General features: G+C 63.3%; 14 protein-coding genes. 9 read left to right on the top strand and 5 right to left on the bottom strand.

The genetic code is table 11. The annotated features are described in order from the left end of the window. Positions 1–6 precede the first annotated feature (6 nt). Positions 7–270 (top strand): hypothetical protein, encoded by a 264-nt coding sequence (locus tag VK792_RS02620; RefSeq protein ID WP_326295791.1) that lies wholly within the window; start codon positions 7–9, stop codon positions 268–270. Between the two features lie 51 nt (positions 271–321). Here VK792_RS02620 and VK792_RS02625 read toward each other — a convergent pair whose 3' ends face one another. The 3 genes from VK792_RS02625 to VK792_RS02635 form a co-directional block, all read right to left on the bottom strand. Further along, entirely contained in the window at positions 322–966 is a 645-nt protein-coding gene (locus tag VK792_RS02625) for a L,D-transpeptidase (protein ID WP_326295792.1), read from the bottom strand. Between the two features lie 604 nt (positions 967–1570). Then, the gene (locus VK792_RS02630) at positions 1571–5662 is read right to left on the bottom strand and encodes a DUF4214 domain-containing protein (RefSeq protein ID WP_326295793.1); all 4092 of its coding nucleotides are present in this window, start codon (positions 5660–5662) and stop codon (positions 1571–1573) included. A gap of 260 nt (positions 5663–5922) precedes the next feature. Then, positions 5923–6843, bottom strand: a complete 921-nt coding sequence (locus VK792_RS02635; RefSeq protein ID WP_326295794.1) for a LysR family transcriptional regulator — start codon at positions 6841–6843, stop codon at positions 5923–5925. A 105-nt stretch (positions 6844–6948) separates the two neighbouring features. Here VK792_RS02635 and VK792_RS02640 point away from each other — a divergent pair, with 105 nt between their 5' ends. The 8 genes from VK792_RS02640 (at position 6949) to VK792_RS02675 (ending at position 15923) form a co-directional block, all read left to right on the top strand. After that, positions 6949–8007: a dipeptidase gene (locus VK792_RS02640; protein WP_326295795.1), complete on the top strand. Its 1059-nt coding sequence runs from the start codon at positions 6949–6951 to the stop codon at positions 8005–8007. Between the two features lie 66 nt (positions 8008–8073). Further along, complete coding sequence (locus VK792_RS02645) at positions 8074–9666, top strand: ABC transporter substrate-binding protein (RefSeq protein WP_326295796.1); 1593 nt, start codon at positions 8074–8076, stop codon at positions 9664–9666. Then, positions 9667–10725 (top strand): ABC transporter permease, encoded by a 1059-nt coding sequence (locus tag VK792_RS02650; RefSeq protein ID WP_326295797.1) that lies wholly within the window; start codon positions 9667–9669, stop codon positions 10723–10725. Continuing rightward, positions 10722–11636: an ABC transporter permease gene (locus VK792_RS02655; protein ID WP_326295798.1), complete on the top strand. Its 915-nt coding sequence runs from the start codon at positions 10722–10724 to the stop codon at positions 11634–11636. Before VK792_RS02650 ends, VK792_RS02655 begins: the two co-directional genes overlap by 4 nt. Continuing rightward, positions 11633–12487 (top strand): ABC transporter ATP-binding protein, encoded by an 855-nt coding sequence (locus VK792_RS02660; protein ID WP_326295799.1) that lies wholly within the window; start codon positions 11633–11635, stop codon positions 12485–12487. The genes VK792_RS02655 and VK792_RS02660 overlap by 4 nt, the downstream gene beginning before the upstream one ends. Then, entirely contained in the window at positions 12484–13245 is a 762-nt protein-coding gene (locus tag VK792_RS02665; protein WP_326295800.1) for an ABC transporter ATP-binding protein, read from the top strand. Before VK792_RS02660 ends, VK792_RS02665 begins: the two co-directional genes overlap by 4 nt. A 114-nt stretch (positions 13246–13359) precedes the next feature. Then, positions 13360–14583, top strand: a complete 1224-nt coding sequence (locus VK792_RS02670; RefSeq protein WP_326295801.1) for a hypothetical protein — start codon at positions 13360–13362, stop codon at positions 14581–14583. Next, complete coding sequence (locus VK792_RS02675) at positions 14580–15923, top strand: cytochrome P450 (protein WP_326295802.1); 1344 nt, start codon at positions 14580–14582, stop codon at positions 15921–15923. Before VK792_RS02670 ends, VK792_RS02675 begins: the two co-directional genes overlap by 4 nt. Here the strand turns inward: VK792_RS02675 and VK792_RS02680 are convergent. Together VK792_RS02680 and VK792_RS02685 are read right to left on the bottom strand one after the other, a co-directional pair. Then, entirely contained in the window at positions 15920–16144 is a 225-nt protein-coding gene (locus tag VK792_RS02680; RefSeq protein WP_326295803.1) for a ribbon-helix-helix domain-containing protein, read from the bottom strand. The two genes, VK792_RS02675 and VK792_RS02680, sit on opposite strands and share 4 nt — an antisense overlap. Next, the gene (locus VK792_RS02685) at positions 16141–16314 is read right to left on the bottom strand and encodes a DUF4169 family protein (RefSeq protein WP_326295804.1); all 174 of its coding nucleotides are present in this window, start codon (positions 16312–16314) and stop codon (positions 16141–16143) included. Before VK792_RS02685 ends, VK792_RS02680 begins: the two co-directional genes overlap by 4 nt. Positions 16315–16321 lie beyond the last annotated feature (7 nt).

The raw sequence follows: 16321 nt of genomic DNA on the forward strand, positions 1-16321 counted from the left end.
CAAACCATGACCAAACCCCTGGCATTTATCGCGGGACCCCTGATTTTCCTTGGCCTTGCAGGCTGCGAACCGGTGCCCGGTTCGGGGGGCGGGATCACCGTGCCAGAATCCGTGTCGTCGATCGCGGCCCCGTTCCAGGACCTGACCACTGCCCGCATCCGGGCCGAAGACGGCTGTTACTGGTACATGCACAAAGGGCCAGTCGAAACCACCGAATTGCCGCTGCGCACGACAAACGGCAGCCCGATCTGCACCCGGCCACAGGGCTGAGGCCGGGCCGGTTTTCCGGCCCTCGTCCGTGCGAAAGGTGCGGCGGCCGGTTTACAGCGGCCCGCCGTCGGTCGGGTAAAGATACGCGGTCACGCCGGTATCAACGTGGTCATAAAGCTGGTTGATATGGGCCATGACCATGCGCACGCAGCCCGAGCTTGCGCGGGTGCCGATCGAGCGCGGCGCGGGCGTTCCGTGAATCCGCAGATAAGTGTCGCGGTTGCCAACATAAAGATAGAGCGCGCGTGACCCGAGCGCGTTGCCGGGCCCGGGGGGCATCCCATCGGCCCAGTGGGCATAATGCTCGGGCTCGCGTTTGACCATGGCGGCGGTGGGCGTCCAGCTTGGCCACTTGGTCTTGCGCCGGATGGTGTAGACCCCCGGTTCATAAAGCCCGTCACGCCCGATGGCCACGCCATAGCGCATCGCGCTGCCGTCGTCCTGGATGTGGTAAAGATAGCGCGCCACCGCGTCGACATGGATATCGCCAGGCTTCAGCCCGGCGTTCGCGGCGACCCGGCGTGGCAACAGGCGCGGGTGCAGACCCCAGGGGTTGCTGGTTTCGAGCACGAAATCCTCGGGCGTGATCTGCGCATCCCACGCGTCCCATTGGCTTGGCGCGGCAAAGGCTGGCCGCACAAGCGCAGGGGCCGCAAGCGTGGAGAGGGCGACGATCATGAAGCGACGGGTGACCATGCGAAACCTTTCTGACAAGTCGGACTTGGCGGCTGTCACCCCGGCAGGGGCGGACGACGCGCCACCATGAAACCGCGAGAATCGCGGAAGGTTCAAACCGAAACTGGCCGGATCACAACATTTTTTCCGAGTCTGCGGCCTTGGGGCAGCGGATCGGTCAAAGGATATTGGCCGGCAGGAGATCGACCAGCACAAAGTCGATCAGCGCCCAAGCTTCAAGGTAAACCGCGCTGACCGGACCGGTTTCAATGCCGATCCCGCAAAGCGCCGGGCCAAGACGCCTGACCGTTGCCCGCCGTCTGTCTGCCGCGTCCCGATTGGACAGGCTTGAACAGGCTTGGGCGGACCATTGCGACGTCGCGCTTTTGTACGGTTCTACGGTTTTCCTGTACGATGGGCCGTGCCGGACCAGTCGAGCGTGCTGCCTGGACAATCGGTGCTGCGCAACCTTGGGGGGGCACGCCGACGGCGGCGGGACGTTGATGCCAGAGCAATCGTTGCACCGGGACGGGCTGGGTGTCGGGCCTTGACCTGCGCAAAGCCAATCCGGCCCCCCGATCCTGCGATCGGGGGGCCGGTTCTTTTTGGCTGGTGTTGGCCAGGATCAGACGAACATGTCGTCGGTGAACTCGGCCAGGGTGGTGTTTTCGAAGGTCACCATGACACCTTGTGCGCGGAACACGACGTCGGCGCCGTCCTGATCCATGTCGGCCAGGGCGTCAGCCATGGAGCCATAGCCGAAGTCGTCGAACCGCAGGTAGTCCCAGGCTTCGAGGTCCAGCACGACTGTGTCGCCGTTTTCGTCGGCATCGAAGACGAACATGTCTGCAAGGATGCCACCCGAAACGATGTTGTCGCCGTTGCCGGGTTCGATGGTGTCATCGACCCCTTGCGCACGGACCCAGTCCTTCAGCGCTGCGGAGCTGCTGGCCACGAATTCCGAACTTTGGGCGAAGCCTTGCACCACGGCGGCGCGCGATGTGCCGCCGTCCAGTGCGGAGGTCCAGCTTGCCAGGCCACCGGCATCGGCATCGCGGTCCAGAACGTTTTGATACAGCAGGTTGACGAATTCGCCGTTGTCGAGCGCGCCATAGGTTGCCTGGAATTCCAGTCCGTTGACGAAGGCGGCCACAACCTGCTGATAGTCCCAGCCCGAAGCCAAGTTGTCGGTCCACGTCAGGAAGCCGCCAAGGTCCGGTGCGCGGTCCAGCGTGGCCTGGTACATACGGAACACGTCGTCGGCCCACAGCGATTGGGTCTGTGCTTCGACAAAGCTTTGGGCATCTGCGTTGGTCGTGGCCTTGAACTCGGCGCTTTCCGAAAGGCCCAGCACAACGCTTTGACGCGACGCACCGTCGTCAAGCAGGTCCAGCCAGCTTGCCAGTCCGCCGGCATCCGGGGCGCGGCCCAGAACGTTCCAGTACAGCAGCGAAACGAAGTCTTCGTTGTCGAGCGGGCCATAGGCGGCGCTGAATTCGGCACTGTTGACAAAGGCGCGGGCAACATCGTTCAGGCTGGTGCCGCCTTCGGCGAGCGCTTGGGTCCAGCTGAGCAGCCCGCCCTTGTCGGGTTCGCGGCCCAGCGTGGCTTCGTACAGGCGGTACACCTGGCGCGCCTCGGTGCTGTAATAGGCCGGAGCAAAGCCATCGGCGTGGATGATATCGTCCTTGACGTCGGGCTCTTCCAGTTCCGACGGGGGCACAGCGATGTCCCCGGGTGCGGGGGCAGAGCCGCCGCTGCCTGCGAGGGTCGCGAAGGACTGCATCAGGGTTTCGCCACGGGCGTTCGGCACTTCCTGGTAGTCGACCCACAGGCCGATCACACCATAGGAGTCAAAGGACTGGATTTCACCGTATTCGACCACGGCATCGCCGTCGTCCATCCACAGCGCAAGCCCGTCGAGTTCCGAACCGATCAGTTCGCCGTTGCCATCAATGTCGCGAAGGGACAGTTTTTCATAGCCATTGACATACATGCCGCCTTCGTCGCCGAACAGGCGGCTGCCGTCCATGTCCACGGCGGCCCTGCCGTCGCTGTCGTCGATCAGAAGGCCGTCGCCGTCGCCGGCAAGCCATTCGATCCGTTCCAGCGTGCCATCGCCGTCGATGTCGAACACCACGGTGTTGCCCATGGTGGTGTCGACGCGGTCGCGCGCGGTTGACGGGCCGGTGACACCGATCACGCCGTCGCCGTTCAGGTCCAGCGCGATGGGCGAAGCCACGCGGGTTTCGTCCGCCGCCAGGCAGATATTGATCGAAAACTGCTTGCCGTTGGCATCGCTCACGGTTGCGGTGGTTTCGAAGGCGTCGGGCAGGGCGTCAAGCTGGGCCGGGGTCAGCGACAAGTCGCGAGCGCCGAATTCCAGCCGGATCATGTCGTCGTCGACATCAACCTTGAGCGTGTCAAGCCCGGTCACGCCAAGCGCCGCGAACACATCTTCGTAGGCGGTGGTATCGATGCCCTCGAAGGTGAACGGACCGTCTTCGCCGAACAGCGCTTCGATCGGCATGGTGATCTTGAGGTCCAGCTTGCCGCTGCCGCCGTGATAGCTCCAGCTTGCGTCGATGCCGTCATCGGCACGAGCGGTGCAGGACACCTGGTGGAACCAGACGTCTTCGGTCAGGATCTGCGGGCCGTCCAGAACCGGATCGACGGTGACGAAGTGGGCCGCGCTTGCGCGGTCGCCGGTGGCGTCCTCGACCATGTAGGAAATCACCGCGGTCCCGTGGAAGTCGGGGGCCGGGTTGAAGGTGACGGTGCCATCGTTGTTGACCTCGACCGAGCCCTGCTCGGGCGGGACACTGGCCGCGATCACGGTCAGGTCATCGCCATCCGGATGGCTGTCGTTGGCCAGAACGTTCAGGACGATGGGTGTGTCTTCGTTCGTGGTGTCGCGGTCGTTGCGCGCCACCGGAGCGTCGTCCATCGGGTTGATGACAACGGTGTGAATGGCGCTGTCCTGGTCGCCGTCAGGGTCTTCGACGGTATAGGCGATTTCCACGGTGCCATTGAAATCCTGCGTCGGCGCAAAGGTGACCGATCCGTCGGGGTTCAACGTCACGGTGCCCTGTTCCGGCGGTACCGACGCGGCGACCACGGTCAGCGGGTCGGCGTTGGGGTGGCCGTCGTTGTCAAGAAGGGTCAGCACGATCGACGTGTCTTCGTCCATCGTCTGGGTATCGTCCCGCGCAATCGGCGGCGCATCCCATGCGCAACCGTACAGAACCTGCCCCAGGATCGGGGTTTCGGTGATGCCGGTCAGCACGATCCGGTCATCCGGCGCACCGCCCAGCCAGGTGATCGTGGCGATCTGGGTGTCGGGATCGTAGGACAGGGTGATATCGCCTTCGTCCACGCCTTCGATCACCACCCGATCAGAGCCAAGGGTAAAGTCGGTCACGGTATCGGTGCCGGTGTCGGTGCGGCCACGGAAGGTGTCGCAGCCCGCGCCGCCGGTCAGGATGTCGTTGCCTGTGCCGCCGTCCAGATCGTCATTGCCACCGTTGCCGCGCAGCGTGTCCGCACCTGCGCCGCCGTTCAGATCGTCGTCGCCTTCGGGGCAGACCTGGGTGCCTTCCTCGACGGTCTGGCTGCTGGCGACCACTGTCGAGCTGCCGTCATTCATTACGACACGCACTTCGATCACGTCGTCAGCGCCGGTTTCCAGACCGTCGATGACCGCTTCGTAGCGCAGACCAAGCGGGGTCTGTTCCAGCGCGTCGGGGGACAGCGTGCTGTGCAGAGCGCCGTTCAGATAGAATTCGACCCGGTCGATCCCGGCGGCATCCACCGGCGATTGCAGGATCGTATTGTCGATCTGGTCATAGTCCAGGATGACGTCGACCGAGTTGTTGCGCAGTCCATCATCGACATAGTCGAGGCGCGAGTCATCCGTCAGCCCCGCGCCAAATCCAAGCGCGATGATTTCAGCGTCGAGGCCGTTCGGGTCGATCAGCGTCGCGACCTCATCGGTATAAGACGACGGGTCCGAATTCGGTACGTTGGGCTGGCCGTCCGACATGAAATAGACGAGGTTTTCGCCGCCGTTGCTGTTCTGGGTGTTCAGATAGCTGATGGCCTGCTGAAGCCCGGCTTCGTAGTTGGTGGTGCTGAGCGGGCGCAGGGTGTTGGCGGCATCGACGATGTCGAGCGTGCCGTTGTTGTTGTCGTCCTGGCCAGCGGTATAGGTGCCGACGATCCAGCCATAGTTGGTAAAGGCAATCAGGCTGAAATTCGCGTCGGGGCGTTGCAGGTCGTCGACGAACGCGGTGACCAGTGTCTTGAGCGCCTGAACTTCAGCGTCGAGGATGCGTTCGTTGTCGCCATCGTTGTCCAGATCGCCAGCGGACCCGCCGGTCGAGCCGGACACGTCGATGATCACCGCGACGTTCAGCGGGTCAACCATCACCGATTTGGAAATGATGCCTTCGGCGATCACGGTGTCGCAGGTGGTGGCATCGGGCAGCGTCAGCGTGACCGAGGCGTTTTGCTGGCCGCCGTCAAAGGTCACGTTTGCACTGGAGGTTTGTATGTTCATGGCGGATGCGGCCATCGCGTCGCCAAACAGCAGATCGGCACCGTCGTTGCCGTTCAGCGTGTCGTCACCGGGCAGACCTGCCATGATGTCGGACTCGTTGGTGCCGTTGATTTCGTTGTTGTCAAAATTACCGACAAGAGCGGTCTGAGTCGTTGGCATGGAACCTCCAGGTATTCGGGCGCGAACGTGGTCCTCGTTGGCGGTGGCCAGCGGGGCTCGCGGAGCAGTTGATTGGGAAACCAGCGAACAGGGTACAAAACAGGCAACACTCGTTGCCTCTATTTCGAGTCAAATTGTGTCTGCTTTTGGGCCCGCACGGGGTGTTTCGGCGGCGTTTGAAAAATTCCGAGGGTGCAGGCGATCCGCCGCTGACAGGCAGGGCTGTCAGCGATCGGGCGCGAAACCGGGGGCTTTGGGGCTCAGGCTTTGCGCGAAAACGGGTCCGTAGGCGTGTTCAGCCGCAGGTGTCGCATGAAACTGCGCACGCTGCGCGGAATGGCGTGGTGATCGGAAATGGCAAAATTCACCCGGTACGAGATTGGCGAGGTGAACGGCACAAAGGCGGTATCGTCGGCGCGGTAGTGATACAGTGGGAACGGGTTGATGATCGCCACGCCCAACCCTTCACGTGCCAGGTCGGACGCCGCGAAAGAGGTGGATACCTCGGCCACGACATGCGGCTTTGCGCGGGCCTGCGCCAGCAGCCTGTCCAGTTGGTTGCGCCGGGCGTGGCGTTTGGACAGTTGGATCAGATCGACGCCGTGAAGGTCCTCGGGGCGGACTTCCGCGCGGTTGGCCAGCGGGTGATCACGGCTCATGGCGCAGACCGCCTGCGCCACGCGATAGGGCACGGTCTTGACCCCGGCGCGGGTGCTGTCGACACCGAAAACCCCAAGGTCGAACCGGTCGTCCAGAATACCGCGCACCACTTCCTCTGAGGTGTTGACCTCGAAGCTGACGTAGATGTGCGGGTTGGTACGCAGGAACGTGTTGATCTGACCCACCAGGAACCTGTGGGCAAAGGTCGGCGGTGCGATCAGGCGCAGGGTTTCCTGCACCGGTTCGGCCGGACCGTCGATCAGATCAAGAGCGTCGAACAGCGAATCAAGCCGCCGATTCAGGCGAACGGCCTCTTGCGTCGGGCGCAGACGGCCGGAATCGCGCTCAAATAATGTGCAGCCCAGCCGCGCCTCCAGCGTCGAGATCGACCGGCTGACCGCCGATTGGGACAGGCCCAGTTGCGCCGAGGCGGCGGTCGTCGTGCCCGATTGCATCAATGCCCTAAGGGCCTCGTATTCGGAAATCGAGTGCCAGCGCTTGCTGTGCCGGGTCTGCGCCATGTTCTGAAAAGCTCCTACCTCTATGCGTTTTTATCATAGCCTTTTTTCTGGGCTATGCGTCAACCGTCGGTCACCATCGGGGCGTCGTCTAAAAAGGTGTTATCGATGTCTCCGACACGCCCGCTCATCTTTGATGGGCACAATGATCTGCTTTTGAAACTTTACCGCGCTGGCGGTCCGGCGCATGCACGCCAGTTCCTGGAAGGTCTGGACGGGGCGATTGATTTGCCGATGTCGAAGGCCGGTGGCTTCGGAGGCGGATTCTTCGCGGTTTTCGTGCCATCGCCCGTCGATCTGGACGAGAAATTCGACGCGATGACCCAGCCCAGCTATGACCTGGCGCTGCCCGATGCGATCGACTGGGAAGACGCGGTGCCAGTGGTGCTGAACCAGGCCGCGATCCTTTTTGAGCTTGAACGGCTTGGTGCGTTGAAGGTCTGCCGCAGCGCCGGCGATATCCGCGCCGCGATGGATTCGGGGATCATGGCGGCGATCTTTCATATCGAGGGCGCGGAAGGCATCGACAGTGACCTGCACACGCTTGATGTGCTCTATGCCGCAGGACTTCGGTCGCTTGGCCCAGTCTGGAGCCGCCCGAACGTGTTCGGCGAAGGTGTGCCGTTCCGTTTTCCGTCCAGCCCCGACATTGGCGGCGGGTTGACCGATTTCGGCACACGGCTGGTCCGGCGGTGCAATGAACTGGGGATCATGGTAGACTTGTCGCACCTGAACGAAGCAGGGTTCTGGGACGTGGCCCGGATTTCCGATGCGCCATTGGTAGCGACCCATTCCAATGCGTGGGTGTTGTCGAACCATTCGCGCAACCTGACCGACGATCAGTTGCGCGCGATTGCCGACAGCGATGGTATGGTCGGGCTGAACTATGCCGTCGCCTTCCTGCGCGACGACGGCCAGATGGACACCAGTGTCACGCTGGAGACCATGATGCGCCATCTTGATCACCTGATGGCGATCCTGGGCGAGGACCGCGTTGGTCTGGGGTCGGACTATGACGGGGCCAAGGTGCCCGAAGCGATCACCACCATCGCAGACCTGCCGAACCTGAGGGCGGCGATGGACGAACACGGATACGGGGCAGAGTTGATCGAAAAGCTGTGCCACGGCAATTGGCTGCGTGTGCTGGCCAAGACCTGGGGCGGCTGATGTGCCACCCCCAATAACGAAGAAACCGAAACCCGAAAGACGAACTGACAGGAGAGGTACTATCAAATGACCCTGATGAAGAACTTGATGGGCAGCGCCGCAATCGGCCTTGCCCTGATGGCGGGACCGGCGGCCTTTGCCGAAACCCCGGCCAACATGCTGGTCGTGGCCATGCGCATCGACGACATCACCACGCTGGACCCGGCGGAAAGCTTTGAATTCGCCGGCGGCGACGTCAGCCGAAATCTTTACATGAAGCTGGTGAACTTCGATCCGCTGAACCTCAATGCCGGTTACCAGCCGGAAATCGCCGAAAGCTGGACGGTCTCGGAGGACAAGAAGACCATCACCTTCAAGATCCGCGACGGGCTGACCTTCAGCTCTGGCAACCCGGTCACCGCGGAAGACGTGGAATTCTCGCTGCAGCGCGCAGTTCTGCTGAACAAGACCCCGGCCTTCATCCTGACCCAGTTCGGCTTTACCGCCGACAACGTGGCCGAAACCATCAAGGCCGATGGCGATACCGTGTCGATCACCACCGACAAGCCCTATGCGACCTCGTTCGTGCTGAACTGCCTAACCGCCACGATCGGTGGCATCGTCGACAAGAAGACCGTCATGGAACATGACATGGACGGCGACCTGGGCAATGGCTGGCTCAAGACCAACGCGGCGGGCTCCGGCGCCTATACCCTGATGGGCTGGAAGCCCAATGAAAGCGTGACCCTGAAATCCAACCCGACCTATTATCGCGGCGCCCCGGCGATGGAGCGCGTGATCATCCGCCATGTGCAGGAATCCGCGTCGCAGCGCCTGTTGCTGGAACGCGGCGATATCGACGTGGCCCGCAACCTGAACCCCGAAGACATCGCAGGTGTCACGGGCGAAGCCGGGCTGAAGGTGTTGGACGAGCTCAAGGGCCGTCTGATGTACCTGTCGCTGAACCAGAAGCACCCGGTGCTGTCCAAGCCCGAAGTGCGCGAAGCGTTCAAGTACCTGGTCGACTACGAAGGCATGACCCAGTCCTTCCTGAAGGGCCAGTATACCGTTCACCAGAACTTCCTGCCGGCCACCTATCTGGGCGCGTCGGATGAAAACCCGTTCTCGCTGAACGTCGAGAAAGCCAAGGCCCTGCTGGCCGAAGCAGGAGTTGACGGGCTGGAACTGAATGTCGGCGTGCGTGAAGCGCAGGAACGTCTGGAAATCGCGCAAAGCGTGCAGAACACCGCCGCTCAGGTCGGCATCAAACTGAACCTGACGGTGGGTACCGGCAAGCAGATCCTGGGCATGTACCGTGCCCGTGAACTGGACGTGTATGTTGGGGCCTGGGGCCCGGATTACCCGGATCCGCAGACCAACGCGGGCACCTTTGCCTATAACCCCGACAATTCCGACGAAGCGGGCGCGACCGGCCTGCTGGCCTGGCGGAATGCGTGGGATCCGGGCGACATGACCCAGAAGGTGCTGGATGCGGTGGTCGAAAACGACCGCGACAAGCGCGCCGCGATGTATCAGGACATCCAGGCCGAATTCCGCGAAACGTCGCCCTTCATCATCGTGGCCCAGCAGATCGAACAGAACGCGATGCAGGACGGAGTGACCAACTTCTCGGGTGGTCAGGCCATCACCTCGGCGTCCTATTGGCAGGTAACCAAGTAAATGGCTTCGGTAGATACCGACAAGGGGGGGCGCCGCGTGGCGCCCCTTCCGTCATGGCTGCGCCGCGTGCTGGTCACGGCGGGCACGGTTGCGGCAACCATGCTGGGGCTTTTGTTCGTCACCTTCCTGATCGGGCGGGTGATGCCGCTGGACCCGGTTCTGGCCATCGTGGGCGAACGCGCCAGCAAAGAAGTCTATGACGCCGCCTTTCACGACCTTGGGCTGGACAAGCCGTTGGTCGTTCAGTTTCTTTACTATCTTTCGGATGTGGTGCGGGGCGATTTCGGCATGTCGCTGCTGACAGCCCACCCGGTGTCCGAAGACATTCGCCGCGTCTTTCCCGCAACGATGGAACTGGCCACGCTGGGCGTGTTCATCGGGGTCGTGCTGGGGGTGCCGCTGGGCGTGATTTCCGCCGTGAAACGCGGCAGCTGGATCGACCAGTTGGCCCGGGTCGTGACCCTGATCGGATATTCGATGCCGATCTTCTGGCTGGGCCTGATGGGGCTGCTGGTGTTTTACGGCGTTCTGGGGTGGGTCGGCGGACCGGGGCGGCTGGATATCTTTTATGAAGACATCGTGCCCACGGTGACCGGCATGATCCTGGTCGACAGCCTGCTTGCGGGCGACATCAGCGTGTTCAAGAATGCGTTTTCCCACATCATCCTGCCCGCGTCGCTGCTGGGCTATTATTCGCTGGCGTATATCAGCCGGATGACCCGCAGTTTCATGCTGGAACAGCTGAATTCCGAATATGTCACCACCGCGCGGGTGAAAGGCATGTCGGAACGGCAGGTGATCTGGATACACGTTTTCCGCAACATCCGGGTGCAGCTGATCACCGTGATCGCGCTGTCCTATGCCGGGCTGCTGGAAGGGTCGGTGCTGACCGAGATCATCTTCAGCTGGCCGGGCATCGGCAGCTATATCACCACCGCGCTGCTGAGCGCCGACATGAATGCCGTTCTGGGCGGGACCGTCGTTGTCGGGCTGATCTTTGTCTGCCTGAACATCTTTTCGGACCTCCTCTACCGGTTCTTTGACCCGAGGGCGAAATGACCGAAACGACTTTGCGACAATGGCTGCTGACAGACGCCCCGGCCTCGCGCCGGCAGGCGCGGCTGTCCAGCCTTTACAAGGGCTGGCTGTCGCTGCGCGGCAATTCGATGACGATGCTCGGCCTTGGCATCCTTGTGCTGCTGGTACTGGTGGCGCTGTTTGCGCCGCTCTTGGCGCCACATGATCCGTTCGAACAGGATTTGATGGGCCGCCTTCTGCCAATCGGGGCGGAAGGCCATCTGCTGGGGACTGACAGCCTTGGCCGGGATATCCTGTCGCGGCTGATCTACGGCAGCCGGATCACGCTGTATATCGTGGCCCTAGTGGCGCTGATCGCACCGCTGGCCGGGCTGTTGGTCGGGACTGTCGCGGGCTATACCGGCGGCTGGGTCGATGTCGTGCTGATGCGCCTTACCGATGTTTTCCTGGCCTTTCCGCGGCTGGTTCTGGCGCTGGCCTTCGTTGCCGCGCTTGGCGCGGGGATCGAAAACGCCGTTCTGGCGATTTCGCTGACCGCCTGGCCGCCCTATGCCCGGATCGCCCGGGCGGAAACGCTGACCATCCGCAATTCCGATTTCATCGCCGCCATCCGCCTGCAGGGCGCGGGCGCGGGCCGGATCATCGTGAAACACATCTGGCCGCTGTGCATCTCGTCGCTGATCGTGCGGGTGACGCTGGACATGGCGGGGATCATCCTGGCCGCTGCCGGTCTGGGTTTCCTTGGTCTTGGGGCGCAGCCCCCCAGTCCGGAATGGGGCGCGATGATTTCCGAAGGGCGCCGGTTCATTCTGGATCACTGGTGGGTTGCTACCATTCCGGGGCTTGCGATCTTTACCGTGTCACTGGCCTTCAACCTGCTGGGTGACGGCCTGCGCGACGTGCTCGACCCCAAGGACGGAGGCAACCAATGACCCTGCTGAGTGTCAAGGACCTCTGGGTCCGCTTCCCCACCCGCCAGGGCATCTTCGACGCGGTGCGCGGCATTTCCTTCGATCTTGGCAAGGAACGGCTGGGCATCGTCGGTGAAAGTGGCTCGGGCAAGTCGATGACCGGCCGCGCCATCCTGCGGCTGATCCGGGAACCGGGGATCGTGGAGGCGACGCATGTGTCGCTCAATGGCCAGAACCTGCTGGACCTGACCGAGAAACAGATGCGATCTGTGCGCGGCAAGCAGATCACCATGGTGATGCAGGACCCCAAGTTCTCGCTCAACCCGGTGATGACTGTCGGCGAACAACTGATGGAGTCATATCGCTTGCACAACCCCGGAGGCAGCCGGGTTGAAGCGCGCCAGAAATCCGTCGAGATGCTGGAAGCCGTGTCGATCCGTGATGCGGACCGCGTCATGCGGGCCTATCCGCACGAGGTGTCGGGCGGCATGGGGCAGCGCATCATGATCGCCATGATGCTGATCCCCGATCCGCAACTGCTGATCGCGGATGAACCCACCTCGGCGCTGGACGTATCGGTGCAACGGCAGGTGCTGGCGATCATGGACGGGCTGGTGCGTGAACGCGGCATGGGGCTGATCTTCATCAGCCACGACCTGAACCTTGTCTCGGAATTCTGCGACCGGGTGCTGATCATGTACGCCGGTCGCATCGTCGAGGTCTGTGAGGCCGGCAAGCTGCACGAGGCGCAGCATCCCTATACGCAGGGCTTGCTGAACTCGCTGCCGCGTCTTGATCAACCCCGCAAGTACCTTGACGTTCTGCAACGCGATGACGCCTGGAAAGACGCCCCGCTGGAGACCGGCCAATGAGCATGATCGAGATCGAGAACCTGAATATCTGGTTCGGCGAAGGCGTCGACCGCGTCGATGCGGTGCGCGACGCGGCCTTCAGCGTCGCAAGGGGCGAAAGTTTTGGCCTTGTGGGGGAAAGCGGGTCGGGCAAGTCCACCATCTTACGGGCGATCACCGGCCTGGCGCCGACCTGGTCGGGCACGATCCGGGTCGAAGGCGAACCGCTGCAAGGCCATCGCCGGTCGCGCGCCTTCTACAAGCGCGTGCAGATGGTGTTCCAGGACCCTTATGCCTCGCTTCACCCGCGCCAGTCGGTCGACCAGGTGCTGAGTGAAACGCTGCACCTGCAAGGCATGAAGGATATCAACAAGCGGGTGGAAAAGCTTTTGCAGGATGTGGGCCTGGGTAACCGCTTTCGCTTCCGCTATCCGCATCAGTTGTCCGGTGGCCAGCGTCAGCGTGTGGCCATTGCGCGTGCGCTGGCCGGCGAACCCGATATCCTGCTGCTGGACGAGCCGACCTCGGCGCTGGACGTGTCGGTGCAGGCGGAAATTCTGAACCTGCTGACCGACCTGCGCGAGGAACACAAGCTGACCTACGTCATGGTCAGCCACGACCTGCCGGTGGTGGCGCATATGTGCGACCGGCTGGCGGTGATGCAGCAGGGCGAAATCGTCGAAGTGATGACCCAGGACGACCTGCGACAGTTGCGGGCGCGGCACCCCTATACCCGTACCCTGCTGGACGCTTCGATTTCGCATCACGACGCGGGCTGACCCCGCTGGTGGCCAAGGCATGGACAATCGGGGTGATTTGCCCCGATTGTCGCCGGGCGCCATAGTCTTGCCGGATTGCCACGTTAGGCTGGCGCGAACCGAAACAGGTGCGCCATGAGTTCAGACCGTTCCACAGTCCGCCATCGCCGGGTGTTCTATATCCCCGGGTTCGATCCGATTCACCCGCGCCGGTATCGGGAACTCTATCGCAAGGAAGCCGCCGAACAGGCCGCGATTTCGGGTTACGAGATCGGGTTGAAGCCCAAGGCGATCAAGGGTGGGTACGGCTGGCAAGTGGCGGCCCGGATAGACGATCAGCCGGTGACTGCCGAGGTGCAGGTGCTCTATTGGGCCGATCTGGTGCGCGACAGCATGAACACTTCGATCCCCGCCACCTACCTGCAACTGGTGCGCACCGCCTGGGCCTACATCGGGTCAGGCGCGTTGTGGCGATTGATGCGGCTGCGCAAGGGGCCGGTGATCGCCGCGCTTTACCCGGTGGTCTTCCTTTTGCTTCAGGCGCTGATCGCATCGGGCCTGGGCCTTGGCGTGGTCGCCCTGGCGCGCTGGCTGGTGCCGGGGTTGCCCGGGATGGCTCTGGGCGGGGCTGCCGGGCTTGTGCTGGGCTGGGCCGCGCTCGATTGGTTCCGGCGCAAGGATGGCAGGGTCTTTGCCTACTACCTGATGCATGACTATGCCTTTTCCGCCCAGCTCAATGGCGCCAACCCGCCCGAACTGGAAACGCGGTTGGCCGAATTCGCCGACACGATCGCCGAGGCCCTGACCAGCGACACTGACGAGGTTCTGATCGTCGGCCATTCGTCGGGCGCGCACCTGGCAGTGTCGATCCTGGCCGATCTGATCCGCGCGGGCAGGGTGCCGGCCAACGGTCCGGTCCTGTCGTTCCTCAGCCTGGGGCAGGTGGTACCGATGGTGTCGTTCCTGCCCAGGGCCGACCGTCTGCGTGCCGATCTGCGGTTCCTGGCCGCGCGCGAGGAACTGACCTGGGTCGATGTCACCGCCCCCGGCGACGGGTGCGCCTTTGCGCTGTGCGATCCGGTCAGCGTCTCGGGCGTCGCCCCCGACAACAAGCGCTGGCCGCTGGTCTTTTCGGCGCAGTTCACCAAATCGCTGTCGCCCGAGCGCTGGAAGGCGCTGCGCTGGCGGTTCTTCCGGCTGCATTTCCAGTATCTTTGCGCCTTTGACCGGCCCTTGGATTACGATTACTTCCAGATCACCGCCGGGCCGCTGACGCTGGCCGATCGCTATGCTGCGCGCCCGGCCTCTGCCAGCCGCATCGACCATGCGGTGTCGAAATACACGAGCACAGCCGCATGACCCCACCGAAACCAAAGGCGCGGCCCGACAAGGTGTCGCTCTGGCGCTATGTGCGGCTGTTCCGGCAGGATATCCTGTCGGCGCAGCCGGCGCGGCTGTACCGCGCCTGGATGGCGGCGTTTCGCACGCCCTTCTTCCGGTCCTACCTGCTGAACCAGCCGGACCTGGTCAAAACCGTGCTCAAGGACCGCCCCGGGGACTTTCCGAAATCCACCCGCATCGGTGAAGGGCTGCGCCCGCTGCTGGGAAATTCCGTCTTTCTGACCAATGGCGCGCTGTGGGAACGCCAGCGCCGCATCATCGACCCGGCCTTCGAAGGCGGGCGGCTGCGCGACACCTACCCGGCGATGTGGGCGGCGGGCCAGTCGGCGCTGGCGCGGCTCAAGGCACGCACGGGCCAGGTGGTCGAGGTCGAGGAAGACTGCAGCCACGCCGCCGCCGACGTGATCTTTCGGACGCTGTTCTCGCTCCCGATCGAGGACGCGGTGGCGACCCGGGTCTTTCACGAATTCCGCACCTACCAGCGCACCCAGCCCTTGCTGAACCTCGCCGCCCTTGTCCCCCTGCCGCGCTGGATGCCGCGCCCGCACCGCCGAAAAACCCGTGCCGCCGCCGCCCGCATTCGCGCCCTGATCACCGACATGACCGAACGCCGCCTGGCCGAGATCGCGGCCGGCACCGCCCCGGATGATCTGGCGACCAAGATCATGACGACCCGCGACCCGGAAACAGGCCACACGTTCGACGCGCAGGAAATGGTCGACCAGGTGGCGATCTTCTTCCTCGCAGGCCACGAAACCAGCGCGTCGGCGCTGGGCTGGGCGCTGTACCTCATGGCCACGCATCCCGATTGGCAAGACAGGGTCGCGGCAGAGGCGCAAGCGCTGAAGACCGGCGATTTTTCCGAGATGTCAGCGCTGAAACTGTCGCGCGACGTGTTCCGCGAAACCCTGCGGCTTTACCCACCGGTGCCGATGATGGTGCGCGAAAACGCCTGCCCGGAACGCTTTCGCGACCGCGATATCCCGGTGACATCGCAAATGGTGATCTCGCCCTGGCACCTGCATCGCCACGAACGGATGTGGGACAATCCCGACGGTTTCGACCCGTCGCGCTGGGCCACGGACAATGGCCGCCAATGCGCCCGCGACGCCTATATTCCCTTCTCCACCGGCCCGCGCGTCTGCACCGGGGCAGGGTTCGCCATGGTCGAAGGGCCGCTCTTGCTGTCGCTGATCCTGCGCGACTTGCGGGTCACCGCCACGGTCCCGCCCGAACCCGTCGCCCACCTGACCGTGCGCGCCCGCGACGGTATCCACCTGCGGATCGACCCGCGCTAGACCAGCTGCGCCCGGTACCAGTCCAGCACGAACAGCCGGATCGCGGTGGCCAGCCCGGTTTCGATATCGCGCGTCTCGTCGATCTCGGCGGCCAGCGCGTTCAACGCAAGGCCGCGTTCTTCGGCGATATCCCGGAACGCTTGCCAGAACGGTTCTTCCAGCGAAACGCTTGTGCGATGCCCGTGCAGGGTCAGCGACCGTTTGACCGGTCGGGTGCTCATTCCGCTTCGTGTCCGTCCAGATCGCGCCGGGCTTTCTCGGCCCGCGCTTTCTCAAGCGCTTTCTCGGCCTTGCTGCGCCCGAATTTGACGGCGTTCTGATCGCCTCGCACCTTCTTCTCGGCGCGGGCTTTGACCTTGCGGGCCTTGTTGAGGTTCACGACGGTACTCATGCGCCAA

Source organism: Mesobacterium hydrothermale, from assembly GCF_035818635.1.
Classification (GTDB): domain Bacteria; phylum Pseudomonadota; class Alphaproteobacteria; order Rhodobacterales; family Rhodobacteraceae; genus Mesobacterium_A; species Mesobacterium_A hydrothermale.